We start from the raw sequence: 13,358 nt of genomic DNA, 5'->3' as shown, positions 1-13,358 counted from the left end.
AGGAGCACATGGCCAACGACGAGAAGCTGCGCGACTACCTGCGGCGGACCCTCGCCGACCTGCGGCGCGCCCGTGCCCGGCTGCACGAGGCCGAGGCCCGGCGGACCGAGCCGATCGCGATCGTCGGCATGGCCTGCCGCCTCCCCGGCGGGGTCGCCTCCCCGGAGGACCTGTGGACGCTCGTCGCCGAGGGCCGCGACGCCGTCTCCGCGTTCCCCCGCGACCGGGGCTGGGACCCGGACCGGCTCCACGACCCCGACCCCGAACGGCGCGGCAGGACCTACGCCAAGGAAGGCGGCTTCCTGGACGAGCCGGGCGGCTTCGACGCGGCGCTGTTCGGGATCTCGCCGCGCGAGGCGCTCGCCATCGACCCCCAGCAGCGGCTGCTGCTGGAGGTCTCGTGGGAGGCGCTCGAACGCGCGGGCATCGACCCGACCTCGCTGCGCGGCGCCCGCGCCGGGGTGTTCACCGGGCTGATGTTCCACGACTACCGGGACAACCTCGGCGGCCTCCCGGACGGCCTCGAAGGCTACTTCGGCATCGGCAACTCCGGCAGCGTCGCCACCGGCCGCGTGTCCTACACGTTCGGCCTGGAGGGCCCGGCGGTGACGGTGGACACGGCGTGCTCGTCGTCGCTGGTCGCGCTGCACCTGGCCGCGCAGTCGCTGCGCTCGGGCGAGTCGTCGCTTGCGCTGGCCGGGGGAGTGGCCGTGATGGCGACGCCGGAGGTCTTCGTCGACTTCTCCCGCCAGCGCGGGCTCGCCGCCGACGGACGCTGCAAGGCGTTCGCCGAGGCCGCCGACGGCACCGGCCTCTCCGAAGGCGTCGGGGTGCTGGTGCTGGAGCGCCTGTCGGACGCGCGCCGCAACGGCCACGAGGTCTTGGCGGTGGTGCGCGGCTCGGCGGTGAACCAGGACGGCGCGTCCAACGGGTTGACCGCGCCTAACGGCCCCTCCCAGGAGCGGGTGATCCGCGAGGCGCTGCTGAACGCCGGGCTGTCGAGCGGCGACGTCGACGCCGTCGAGGGCCATGGCACGGGCACGAAGTTGGGCGACCCCATCGAAGCGCGCGCGCTGCTGGCGACCTACGGCCAGGACCGCCCGGACGACCGGCCCCTGTGGCTCGGGTCGCTGAAGTCGAACATCGGGCACGCGCAGGCGGCGGCGGGCGTGGCCGGTGTGATCAAGATGGTGCAGGCGCTGCGCAACGGAGTCCTGCCGCCGACCCTGCACGTGGACGCCCCGACGTCGAAGGTGGACTGGTCGGCGGGTGCCGTCCGGGTGCTGGAAGAGCCGCGCGCCTGGCCCGACGCCGACCGTCCCCGCCGGGCGGGCGTGTCGTCGTTCGGCGTGTCCGGCACCAATGCCCACGTGATCCTCGAACAGGCGGTCGCCGAGCCGCCCGCCGAGGACGGGCGGGGGCCCGAGCCCGGGGCGGTGCCGTGGCTCCTCTCCTCCCGCACGGCGGACGGCCTGCGGGCGCAGGCGCAACGGCTCGCCTCGTTCGTGGCCGACAACGACGACCTCACCCCGGCCGAGATCGGGCACGCCCTCGCCACCACGCGGGCGACGCTGGAGCACCGGGCGGTCGTCGTGGCCGGTGACCGCGCCGCCGCGCTCACCGCGCTCGCGGAGGTCGAGTCGACCGGCCCCGCCGAGGCCGAGGGCAGGACGGTCTTCGTGTTCCCGGGCCAGGGAGCGCAGTGGTCGGGGATGGGACTGGCGCTGGCCGAGGCGTCCCCGGTGTTCGCCGGTGCGCTGGCGGAGGTCGAGGCGGCGTTGAAGCCGTATGCGGACTGGTCCTTGACCGAGGAGTTGGGCGGCGGGCTGGAGCGGGTGGACGTCGTCCAGCCCGCCTCGTTCGCGGTGAACGTGGCGCTGGCGCGGCTGTGGGAGTCGTTCGGCGTCCGTCCCGACGCGGTGGTCGGCCACTCCCAAGGGGAGATCGCCGCCGCGCACATCGCCGGGGCGCTCTCCCTGGAGGACGCGGCGCGCGTGGTGGCGCTGCGGAGCCAGGCCATCGCCCGCCGCCTGGCCGGGCGCGGCGGCATGGTGTCGGTCGCGCTGCCGGTCGAGCGGGTCGCCGCGCGGCTCGTCCCCGGGCTGGAGATCGCGGCCGTCAACGGCCCCGCCTCGGCGGTCGTCTCGGGCGACCCGCACGCGCTGGACGACCTGGTCGCGGCCTACGAGGCCGAGGGTGTGCGCGTGCGCCGGATCCCGGTCGACTACGCCTCCCACAGCTCCCACGTCGAGTCCATCGAGGGCGAACTGGCGGACCTGCTCGACGGCCTCAGCCCCCGGACCTCGCCGGTGCCCTTCTTCTCCACCGTCGAAGGCCGGTGGCTCGACACGACGGCCCTCGACGGCCGCTACTGGTACCGCAACCTGCGCCGGACCGTGCGGTTCGCCGACGCCGCCGAGACCCTCGCCAAGGACGGGTTCGGCGCGTTCATCGAGATCAGCGCGCATCCGGTCCTGGTCCCGAGCATCGCGGAGACCGTCCCCGCACCCGCGGTCGTCGTCGGCGGGCTGCGCCGCGACGACGGCGGGCTGGACCGGTTCCTGCGTTCCGCCGGCGAGGCGCACGCGGCCGGGGTCGGCGTCGACTGGAGCGCGGCGTTCGGGCCCGGCCCGTTCCGGCGCGCGGACCTGCCCACCTACGCCTTCCAGCGCCGCCGCTACTGGCTCGACACCGGGCGCGGCGGCGGCGACCTCACCGCCGCCGGGCTGGAGGACGCCGGGCACCCGCTGCTCGGCGCCGCCGTCCCGCTGCCGGGCGGCGTCGTGCTCACCGGCCGCCTGTCCGCGCGCGACCACGGCTGGCTCGCCGACCACGCGGTCGCGGGCACGACCGTCCTGCCGGGCTCGGCGCTGGTCGAGCTGGCATTGCACGCCGGAGCCGAGACCGGGCACGGCGGCCTGGAGGAACTCGTCATCGAGACGCCGCTGACCGTCCCCGGCGAGGACGAGGTCCAGCTCAGGGTCGTCGCCGACGGCCCGGACGTCGCCATCCACTCGCGGCGGGACGAAGGACGGTGGACCCGGCACGCCACCGGCCGGCTGTCCGCCGGGGGGCCCGCGCCGGAGCCGTTCCCGTGGCCGCCCGCGAACGCCGAGCCGGTCCCGGTCGGCGACTTCTACGCGCGGATGGCGGAGGACGGCTACGCCTACGGGCCCGCGTTCCAGGGGCTCCGCGCGGCCTGGCGGAGCGGCGACGCGGTCTTCGCGGACGTCGAGCTGCCCGAGGGCGTCGAGGCGGACGGCTTCGCCCTGCACCCGGCCCTGCTGGACGCCGCGCTCCAGGCCACCCGCCTCCTCGGCGCGGACGTCCCCGAGGACGGCCGGATCCCGCTGCCCTTCGCCTGGACCGGCGTGCGCCTGCACGCGTCCGGGGCGTCGGCGCTGCGCGTCCGGGCGACCCGCGACGCGGCGGCGTCCGCGTACGCGATCACCGTCACCGACCGGGGCGGCGCGCCCGTCGCCTCGATCGGCTCCCTCGTGCTCAGGCCCGTGGCCCCCGACCGGCTGGCGCCCGCCCACGACCTGGCCTACCGGCTCGAACCGGTGCCGGTCACCCTGCCCGCGTCCGCCGCCGGGATCCCGGACGAGGACGTGCTCGACCTCACCGCCCACGGCGGCCGGACCCCGGAGCGGGCCCGGGAGGCGACGGCGGCGGCGCTCGCCTTCCTCACCGCCCGGCTCAGCGGCGACGGCGGCCCGGTCGCGGTCCTCACCGGCGACGCGCCCGGCGACCTCGCCGCCTCGGCCGTCCGGGGCCTCGTGCGGTCGGCGCAGCGCGAGCAGCCGGGACGGGTCGTCCTGCTGGAGACGGACGCGGCCGAGAACGCGAGGGCGGCGCTTCCCGGGATCATCGCCTCCGGCGAACCCCAGGTGTCGCTGCGGGCCGGGAGCGCCCACGTCCCCCGGATCGCGCACGCCGACACGGCCGCGCCGAGGCCCCTCGATCCCGGCGGGACGGTGCTGATCACCGGAGGCACCGGAACGCTGGGCGGGCTCGTCGCACGCCACCTCGTCGAGGCGCACGGAGTGCGGGAGCTCCTCCTGGTCAGCCGCCGCGGCGACGCCGCGCCCGGCGCGGACGGGCTGTCGGCCGCGCTGCGCGAGGCCGGGGCCCGGGTGCGGGTCGCGGCCGCCGACGCCGCCGACCCGGCGGCGCTGGCGGACGTCCTGGCGACGGTCCCCGCCAAGCATCCGCTGACCGCCGTCGTCCACGCGGCCGGCGTCCTGGACGACGCGCTGCTCGACGACCTCGACCCCCGGCGGATCGCCGCGGTGTTCCGCCCCAAGGCCGACGCCGCCTGGAACCTGCACGAGCTGACCCGCGACCTGGACCTCGCGGCGTTCGTCCTGTTCTCCTCGGGCGCCGGCGTCCTCGGCAACGCGGGCCAGGCCGGGTACGCGGCGGCCAACGGGTTCCTGGACGGGCTCGCCCGGCTGCGGCGGGCCGAGGGGCTCCCCGCCGTGTCCATCGCGTGGGGGCTGTGGGCGCGGGCGAGCGGGATGACCGGGCACCTCGGCGACGCGGGCCTGGCGAGGCTCGCCCGCGCCGGGCTCGCCGGGCTCTCCACCGCGGAGGGGCTGGCCCTGTTCGACGCCGCGCTCGGCGCGCGGGACCCGGTCCTCGTCGCGGCGCGGTTCGACCTCGCCGCGCTGCGCTCCCTCGCCGCCGAGGGGGACCTGCCGCCCGTCCTGCGCGGCCTGGTCCGCCCGGCCCGCGCCGCCGCGCCGCCCGCCGCCGAGCGGGAGACCGCGTCGTTCGCCGCGCGCCTGGCCGCCCTGCCCGCCCCCGAGCGCCCGGGGCTCACCCTGGACCTCGTCCGGCGCGGTGCCGCGTCCGTCCTCGGGCACGCCTCGCCGGACGAGATCGGCGCGGCGCAGGCGTTCCGGGACCTCGGGTTCGACTCGCTCGCGGCGGTCGAGCTGCGCAACCGGCTCGCACGGGCGGCCGGGGTGCGGCTGCCCGCCACGCTCGTCTTCGACCACCCGACCCCCGCCGACCTGGCCCGGCGGCTGCTGGCCGAGCTGGTGCCCGACCCGCCCGAGGACCCGGTCGCCTCGGCGATCGAGGAGATGAGCGTCGACGACCTGGTGGAACGGGCACTCGGAGGGAACCGATGAGCGAGGACAGGGTCGTGCGGGCGCTGCGCGTCGCGCTGGCCGACAACGAGCGGCTGCGGCAGGAGGTCGACCGGCTCGCGGCGCGGGCCGCCGACGCCCCGGTCGCGATCGTCGCGGCGGCGTGCCGCCTGCCCGGCGGGGTCGCCTCGCCCGAGGACCTGTGGGACCTGGTGTCGCAGGGCCGGGACGGGCTCTCGTCCTTCCCCGACGACCGGGGCTGGGACCTCGGCGCGCTCTTCGACCCCGACCCCGACCGCCCCGGCACCTCCTACGTGCGCGAGGGCGGGTTCCTGCGCGACGCCGGGGCGTTCGACGCCGCGCTGTTCGGGATCTCGCCGCGCGAGGCGCTGGCGATGGACCCCCAGCAGCGGCTCATGCTGGAGATCTCCTGGGAGGCGCTCGAACGCGCGGGCGTCGCGCCCACCGCGCTGCGCGGCGAACGCGTCGGCGTGTTCACCGGCGTGATGTACCACGACTACGCCGCGGGCCTCGCGGACGTGCCGGGCGACCTGGAGGGGTTCCTCGGCACCGGGACCTCGGGCAGCGTCGTGTCCGGCCGGGTCTCCTACACCCTCGGCCTCGAAGGCCCGGCGCTCACGGTCGACACGGCGTGCTCGTCGTCGCTGGTCGCCGTGCACCTCGCGGCGCGGGCGCTGCGCGACGGCGAATGCCGGCTCGCGCTCGCCGGGGGTGTCGCGGTGATGGCGCGGCCGTCGCCGTTCGTCGAGTTCTCCCGGCAGCGCGGCCTCGCGCCCGACGGGCGCTGCAAGGCGTTCGCCGACGCCGCCGACGGCACCGGCTGGGCCGAGGGCGCGGCGGTGCTCCTGCTGGAGCGGCTGCCGGACGCCCTCCGCAACGGCCATCCCGTGCTGGCGGTGGTGCGCGGCAGCGCCGTCAACCAGGACGGCGCGTCCAACGGGCTCACCGCGCCCAACGGGCCGTCCCAGCAGCGCGTCATCCGCGCCGCGCTGGACGCGGCGGGCCTGACCCCGCAGGACGTGGACGCGGTCGAGGGCCACGGGACCGGCACGCCGCTGGGCGACCCGATCGAGGCCCAGGCGCTCCTCGCGACCTACGGCCGGGACCGCCCGGACGACCGCCCGCTGTGGCTCGGGTCGCTGAAGTCCAACATCGGGCACGCGCAGGCCGCCGCCGGGGCCGCCGGGATCATCAAGGTGGTCGAGGCCCTCCGGCACGGCGTCCTGCCCGCGACGCTGCACGTGGACGCTCCGTCCTCGCAGGTGGACTGGCAGGACGGCGCGGTCCGGCTGCTCACCGAGCGGCGGGAGTGGCCCGACCCCGGTCGCCCCCGCCGGGCCGGGGTGTCCTCGTTCGGGGTCAGCGGCACCAACGCGCACGTGATCATCGAGCAGGCCCCGGCGGACGCCGAACCGGAGGCCCCGCCCCCGCCCCTGGACCGGACCCCCTGGGAGGTCTCGGGGGCGTCCCCGGACGCGCTGCGCGCCCAGGCCGCGCGGCTCGCCGCGTTCGTGGCGGACCGCCCCGGGCTGGAGCCCGGTGCCGTCGCCGCGTCGCTGGCGTCCGGCCGGGCCGCGCTCGCCCACCGCGCCGTCGTGGTCGCCGCCGACCGGGGCGAGGCGCTGGACGGGCTGCGCGCGGTCGCGGCGGGGGAGCCCTCGCCGGTCGCGGTGACCGGCGTCGCGGACGTCGAGGGCCGCACCGTCCTGGTGTTCTCCGGGCAGGGCGCGCAGTGGTCGGGGATGGGCGTCGAACTCGCGGCCGGGTCCCCCGTCTTCGCCCGCGCGCTGGACGAGGTCGAGGCCGCCCTGAAGCCGTACGTGGACTGGTCGCTGGCCGAGGAGCTGCGGGGCGGCTTGGAGCGCGTGGACGTCGTCCAGCCCGCCTCGTTCGCGGTGAACGTGGCACTGGCGCGGCTGTGGGAGTCGTTCGGCGTCCGTCCCGACGCCGTCGTCGGGCACTCGCAGGGCGAGATCGCCGCCGCGCACATCGCCGGCGCCCTGTCCCTGGAGGACGCGGCGCGCGTGGTGGCGCTGCGGAGCCAGGCCATCGGCCGCGGCCTGGCGGGCAAGGGCGGCATGGCCTCGATCGCGCTCCCCGAGGACAGGGTCGCCGCCCGGCTGCGGCGCTGGGACGGCCGCCTCGCGACGGCGGCGGTCAACGGACCCGCCTCGGTCGTCGTCGCCGGGGACGCCGACGCACTCGCCGAGCTGATCGAGTCCTGCGAGGACGACGGCGTGCGGGTCCGCCGCGTCCCCGTCGACTACGCCTCGCACAGCGCGCACGTCGAGGGCATCCGCGACGAGCTGCACGCGCTCCTGGACGGGCTCGCGCCGAAGCCGTCCGCCGTCCCGTTCTACTCGACCGTCGAGGGCGGCCGGATCGACACCACGCGCCTCGACGCCGCCTACTGGTACCGCAACCTGCGCGGCACCGTCCGCTTCGACACCGCGACCCGCGCCCTCCTGGACGAAGGTTTCCGCACGTTCGTCGAGGTGAGCGCGCACCCCGTGCTGGCGGCCGAGATCACCGGCGCCGCCGGGCCGGCCGCCGCCGTGACCGGCACGCTGCGCCGGGGCGAGGGCGGGCTCGGCGCGTTCCTGCTGTCGGCGGCGGCCCTGCGCGTGCGCGGCGCCGGAGTCGACTGGTCGGCGCTCCTGGCGGGCCGCCCCCGCGTCGACCTGCCCACCTACGCCTTCCAGCACCGCCACTACTGGCTGGAGTCCGCCGCGCCAGCCGCCACCGCCCGCCCGGCGGCGGAGGCGGAGGAGCCCGAGGAGGAGGCCGACCCGCTCGCCGGGCTCGCCGACCTCCCCGAGGACGAGCGCCGCGAGACCCTGCTGGCGTTCGTGCGCGCCGAGGCGTCGGCGGTGCTGGGCCGCCCGCCCGCCGAGACCCTCGCCCCCGCCGAGGTGTTCTTCGAGGCCGGGTTCGTCTCGCTCACCGCCGTCGAGCTGCGCAACCGGCTCGCCGCCGCGACCGGCCTGGAGCTCCCCGCGATGCTGATCTTCGACCTGGCCACCCCGGCCGAGCTGGCCGACCACCTGCTGACCGAGCTGTCCGAGCCGACCGCGCCGACCGATCCGGTGGAGGGCTGAACCATGCCGTTCGACGTCGACACCTACCTCAAGGCCCTCGACCACCGCGGCCCCACCGCGCCGACGCTGGAGACCCTGCGGTCCCTGCACCACCGGCACCTCGCCACGTTCCCCTACGACAGCGCGCTGAACGCGGGGCGCGGGACCGCGCTGTGGGCCGGCGTGGACATCGACCTCGACGCCGCGTTCGACGCGATCGTCCTCGGCGGGCGGGGCGGCGTCTGCTACGAGCTGAGCGGCCTGTTCCGCGCCCTGCTGGGGGCGCTCGGGTTCGAGGTCGGCGTGTTCGGGGCGGGCATCCGGCAGATGGACGGCTCGTTCGGCCCGGACCTTGAGCACGTCTTCAACCACGTCCGCCTCGACGGCGAGGTGCACCTCGTCGACGTCGGCTTCGTCGGCCCGTCCTACCTGGAGCCGCTGCGGCTGAGCCCGGAGGTCCAGCGGCAGCACGGCAGCCGGTTCCGCGTCGTCGCGGCGGACGGCTACCAGGTGGTCGAGCGCGGCGTCCCGTCCGGCGCGTGGCAGGCCGTCTACCGGTTCCGCGACCGGCCCCGCGACCTGGCCGAATGGCAGGCTCCCTCCGCCGAGCTGGAGGAGTTCGCCCGCGCGCTGGCGGGCGCCGCGATCCTGGTGCGCGGCCGGTCCTTCGCCACCGGGCAGCGCGTCCTCATCGGCAAGCGCCTGCTCACCGTGGACGGCGGCCAGGAGACCGTCCGGGTCCTCACCGACCCCGCCGAGCACGAACGCGTCGTCGCCGACATCCTCCGCGCGGGGAGCACCCGATGAGCGGCGCGGATATCGACGTCCTCATAGTCGGATACGGGCCGGTCGGGCAGGTGACCGCCACGCTGCTCGCCCGGCAGGGGCACCGCGTCACCGTCGTCGAGCGCCGCCCGAAGCCCTACCCGATGCCGCGCGCGGTGTCCTTCGACGGGGAGTCGGCGCGCGTGCTCGCCGCCGCCGGGATCGGCGCCGCCCTCCGCGAGGTCGCCGAGCCGTCCCGCGACTACGTCTGGACGAACGGCGCCGGCGCGACGCTGTTCGAGGTGGACGTCGCCGAGCGGGGCTGGTCCGGCTGGCCCGACTCGGTCTCGATGTACCAGCCGGGCATCGAGGCGGCGCTGACCGCGCGCGGCGCCCGCCAGGCCACGCTGCGCGTACTGCGCGGCCACCGCGTGACCGGCCTGCGCGACACCGGCGACCTGGTCGAGGCCGCCGTCGAGGGGCCCGAGGGCGGCGTGCTGTCCGCGCGGTACGTCGTGGGCTGCGACGGCGCCGGGAGCCTCGTCCGGGACGCCGTCGCGGCCACCTCCACCGACCTGCGGTTCTTCAACGACTGGCTGACCTGCGACGTGCGGCTGCACGAGCCGCGCGACTTCGTCCCGAACAACCTCCAGGTCTGCGACCCGGCCCGGCCCCGCACCGCCGTCTCCGCCGGGCCGGACCACCGCCGCTGGGAGTTCATGCGGCTGCCGGACGAGCCGCCGGAGGAGTTCGGCTCCGTCGAGAACGTGTGGCGCCTGCTCGCGCTGTTCGGCGTGCACGAGGAGAACGCGACGCTGGAGCGGCACGCCGTCTACACCTTCCAGGCGCGGCACGCCGACCGCTGGCGCGAGGGCCGGGTACTGATCGCGGGCGACGCCGCCCACCTGATGCCGCCGTTCGCCGGGCAGGGCATGTGCTCGGGCTTCCGGGACGCCGCCAACCTGGCCTGGAAGCTGGACCTCGTCCTCACCGGCCGCGCCGCCGACACGCTCCTGGACACCTACACCGCCGAGCGGCGCGAGCACGTCCGGCACGCGATCACCATGTCCGTGGACCTCGGCCGCGTCATCTGCCAGACCGATCCGAAGGCCGCCGCCGACCGCGACGCCGTCATGATCGGCATGCGGGAGCGCGGCCTGGCCGCGCCCCCGCCCTCGGCCGTCCACCCGCTCACCGAGGGCCTGCTCGCGCGGGACGCGCGGGGCCGCCCGCGCGGCCTGGCCGGTGGGCTGACCCCGCAGGGCCGCGTGCGGGTCGGCGGCCGCGAGGGCCTGCTGGACGAGATCACCGGAGCCCCCCGCTTCGTCCTGCTCACCACCGAGGACCCCAGGGACCTCCTCGACCCCGCCCGCGCGGGGGCGCTGGCGTGGCTCGGCGCGCGGACCGTCCGGCTCGACGCCGCCGCCGACCTCGACGCCGTCCACCTGCCCTACCTGGCCCGCGCCGGTGCCGCGGCGGCGCTCGTCCGCCCCGACTTCTACCTGTTCGGGACGGCGGCCGACCGCCACGGCACCACGGCCCTCGTCGACGAGCTCCTCGACGGGTTGGGCGCGGACCAGGCCGTCAGCCGGTCTTCCTGAGCCCCGCCCACAGGTCGGCGGGCAGCTCCTTGCGCCGGCGGATCCCCAGCTTGCGGTAGATGCGGGTGAGATGCTGCTCGACCGTGCTCGGGGTGATGTAGAGCTTCGCGGCGATCTCCCGGTTGGTGTTGCCGAGCACCGCCAGCGACGCCACCCGCCGCTCGGAGTCGGTCAGCGACGCGATGCCCTCCAGCCCGTCGGCCATCGCCTCCGCGCCGCCGAGGTCGTCCTGCACCGACAGCAGCTCCTGGGCGAGCGGCCGCATCCCGCACATGTTCGCCACGTGCAGCGCCTGGCGCAGCAGCAGCCGGGCGCGCCGCCGGTTGCCCGCCGCGTGGACGCGGCTGAGGTCGGCGAGCACCCGCGCCTGCTCGAACCGGTCGCCGGACGCCTCCGCCAGGTCGACCGCCTCGGTCAGCAGCGGCAGCCGCCGCCCGACCGGGCTGGCGGCGGCCAGCAGCCGCAGCGCCGGGCCGCGCCCGTCGGTGCGGGAGAGCTGCTCGCGGATCAGCCGCCGGGCCTGGTCGCGGTTGCCGAGCCGCAGCCACGCCTCCGCCGCGTCCGTCCGCCACGGCACCGGGCCCGCGGTGTCCAGGCCCCAGCCGCGGGTCAGCTCCCCGCAGCTCAGGAAGTCGGCGAGCGCGGCGTGCGCGTGCCCGGCCGCCAGGTGGTGGTGGCCCCGGGCGTACAGGTAGTGCAGCCCGTGGCGGCTCTGGAACATCGGCTCCGGGACCGACAGGGCCAGGCACCGGGCGGCCTCGTCGTACTCGCCCGCGCGGGTGGCGGCGAGGACGAGCGTCCCCAGCGGGTACCCGATCGCCACCCCCCACGACCGCGCGCTGAGCCGGGCCAGCGCCTCCCGCGCCTCGCGCAGCGCGGTCGGCAGGTCGCCCGCCCGCAGCGCCACCTCCGCGCGGGCCGCCGCGAAGAACGCCGCCCGCGTGTCCTCCCCGCCCTCGCCGCCGCCCTCGCCGGTGGCGTCCTCGCCGGTGGCGTCCTCGCACCAGGCCGCCGCCACGTCGAGCCGGTCCGCGCGCAGCAGCACCTGGACGGCCAGCAGCGCCGCCTCGACCGTCCACGGGTTGCGCGGATGCAGCGGCAGGTCGCGGAGCACCTGCTCGGCACGGTCCACCAGGCCCTGGCCGCGGCGCCGGGTCAGCCCGTCGGCGAGGATCGCCACCGCGTGCAGCTGCGGGTCGCCGCCCGGCGCCGGGACGGCGAACCGCCGGTCGGCGGCGAGGACCGGCGTGCGCCGGTCGCGCGCGAGCGGCGGGTGCGCGTAGGCCAGCCACACCTCGGCGTCGCGCAGGTCGCCGTTCTCGGGACGCGCGTCCGCGCGCAGCCGGTCCAGCACCCGCAGCGCCTCGCCGCCGCGCCCGAACCACAGCAGCCGGCTCACCAGCGCCAGGCCGTCGGGGAGGCCGAGCCGGCCGCCGAGCGCGGCGGTCACCAGCGGCGCCAGGTGCCGGGCCGCCGAGGACGGGGCGGTCTGCCACTCCGCCCCCGCGAGCCGCGCCCGGACGGCCGCGCGCTCCCCCTCGTCGGACAGGCCCCGGTGCGCCAGCCGCAGGAACCGGGCCGCGCTCTCCGCCCGGTCGTCGAGCAGCGCGTGCTCGGCCGCCTCGCGCAGCACGGCCGGCGCCCACGGCTCCTGCGCGTGGTCGGCCTCGGCGAGGTGCCGCGCCACCCGCGCGGCGGGCACGCCCCGCTCGTGCAGCAGGCGCGCGGCGCGCCGGTGCAGTTCGGACCGTTCCGCCGGGGCGAGGTCGTCCAGCACGGCCGTCCGCGCCACCGGGTGCCGGAACCGGCCCCGGTCGAGGACCTCCGCCGCGTTGAGCGCGCCGAGCGCGCGCCCGGCCTCCTCGGAGGTCAGCGCCCCCAGCCGGCACAGCTCGGCGGGCGCGGCCTCCTCGCCCATGATCGCCAGCGCCCGCGCCACCGCGAGCGTCGCCGGGTCGCCCCGGTGCAGGCAGCTCAGCAGGGCCAGCCCGTATCCCTGCGCCCGCGGGCCGCCGGTGGCGCGGACGTCCTCGGCGAGGGCGTCCAGCAGCAGCGGGTTGCCGCCGCTGACCGCGTGCAGGTCCAGGCGCGGATCCGGGGGCGCGCCGATCAGCGCGGCCGCCGCGCGGGCGGTCCCGCCGCGCGACAGCGGCGCCAGCCGCAGCCGGTGCAGCTCCGGGCTGCGCGACAGCTCGGCGAGGAACGCCAGGTGCCGCGGCCGGGGCGCCGCCTCGTCGGCCAGCACGACCAGCACGCGCGCCGAGCCGAGCCGCCGCACCAGGTGCAGCAGGAAGTGCAGGGACGGGACGTCGGCGTGGCGGAGGTCGTCCACGGTGACCAGGAGCGGCTGCCGCTCGGCGATCCCCAGCAGCGCCAGCGCCAGCTCGTGGTGGGTCCGCGCGATCTCCGCCGGCGCCGGTGCCGCGTCCGGGCCGTCCAGGGCGGCGACGTCGTCGAGGAGGTCGTCCAGCGTGCGGCCGGAGCCGTCGCCGGGCCCCTCCGGCCGGGGCAGGCCGCGCAGGAGCTGGCCGGCGACGCCGTAGGGGAGCGCCTGTTCGGCGGGGGAGCAGGAAGCACGAAGACACCGGAATCCAGACTGTTCGGCGCGCTCGGCGACGCCGCGCAGCAGCGCCGTCCGGCCGGTGCCGATCGGCCCCTCCAGGAGCGCGACCCGCCCGCGGCGGGCCAGGCAGTCCTCCATCAGGGCGTCGAGTTGCCGTGTTTGTTCGTCTCGTTCGACCAGTGCGACCACGGGTCCGATGATCGAAGATCTCCGCCCACTGCCCGGCAATCGCGCG

The 13,358-nt window shown here is 77.5% G+C and carries 5 protein-coding genes; 4 read left to right on the top strand and 1 reads right to left on the bottom strand.

Annotation, left to right across the window (positions count from 1 at the left end; translation table 11 throughout):
- The first annotated feature begins 8 nt into the window (after positions 1 to 8).
- From GNZ18_RS20865 to mhpA, 4 genes are read left to right on the top strand one after another with little or no spacing between them, the layout of a single operon-like run.
- Entirely contained in the window at positions 9 to 5,138 is a 5,130-nt protein-coding gene (locus GNZ18_RS20865; protein ID WP_156218220.1) for a type I polyketide synthase, read from the top strand.
- Complete coding sequence (locus GNZ18_RS20860) at positions 5,135 to 8,215, top strand: type I polyketide synthase (RefSeq protein WP_156218219.1); 3,081 nt, start codon at positions 5,135 to 5,137, stop codon at positions 8,213 to 8,215. The genes GNZ18_RS20865 and GNZ18_RS20860 overlap by 4 nt, the downstream gene beginning before the upstream one ends.
- 3 nt (positions 8,216 to 8,218) lie before the next feature.
- Positions 8,219 to 9,001: an arylamine N-acetyltransferase family protein gene (locus GNZ18_RS20855; RefSeq protein WP_156218218.1), complete on the top strand. Its 783-nt coding sequence runs from the start codon at positions 8,219 to 8,221 to the stop codon at positions 8,999 to 9,001.
- Positions 8,998 to 10,560, top strand: a complete 1,563-nt coding sequence (gene mhpA / locus GNZ18_RS20850) for a bifunctional 3-(3-hydroxy-phenyl)propionate/3-hydroxycinnamic acid hydroxylase MhpA (protein WP_156218217.1) — start codon at positions 8,998 to 9,000, stop codon at positions 10,558 to 10,560. The genes GNZ18_RS20855 and mhpA overlap by 4 nt, the downstream gene beginning before the upstream one ends.
- Here the strand turns inward: mhpA and GNZ18_RS20845 are convergent.
- On the bottom strand, positions 10,544 to 13,312 hold the full coding sequence (locus GNZ18_RS20845; RefSeq protein ID WP_216651389.1) for a helix-turn-helix transcriptional regulator: 2,769 nt from the start codon (positions 13,310 to 13,312) through the stop codon (positions 10,544 to 10,546). The two genes, mhpA and GNZ18_RS20845, sit on opposite strands and share 17 nt — an antisense overlap.
- Positions 13,313 to 13,358: the final 46 nt, after the last annotated feature.

Origin of the sequence: Actinomadura litoris (assembly GCF_009733595.1) — a bacterium.
Lineage (GTDB): Bacteria > Actinomycetota > Actinomycetes > Streptosporangiales > Streptosporangiaceae > Spirillospora > Spirillospora litoris.
Note: the sequence above shows the minus strand (reverse complement) of the source record. Positions and strands in the feature narration are given on the sequence as shown.

Bases quoted from the DNA above. Each gene is read 5' to 3' on its own strand.
- mhpA (WP_156218217.1), top strand. From the start codon at position 8,998: ATGAGCGGCGCGGATATCGACGTCCTCATAGTCGGATACGGGCCGGTC.
- GNZ18_RS20855 (WP_156218218.1), top strand. From the start codon at position 8,219: ATGCCGTTCGACGTCGACACCTACCTCAAGGCCCTCGACCACCGCGGC.
- GNZ18_RS20865 (WP_156218220.1), top strand. From the start codon at position 9: ATGGCCAACGACGAGAAGCTGCGCGACTACCTGCGGCGGACCCTCGCC.
- GNZ18_RS20860 (WP_156218219.1), top strand. From the start codon at position 5,135: ATGAGCGAGGACAGGGTCGTGCGGGCGCTGCGCGTCGCGCTGGCCGAC.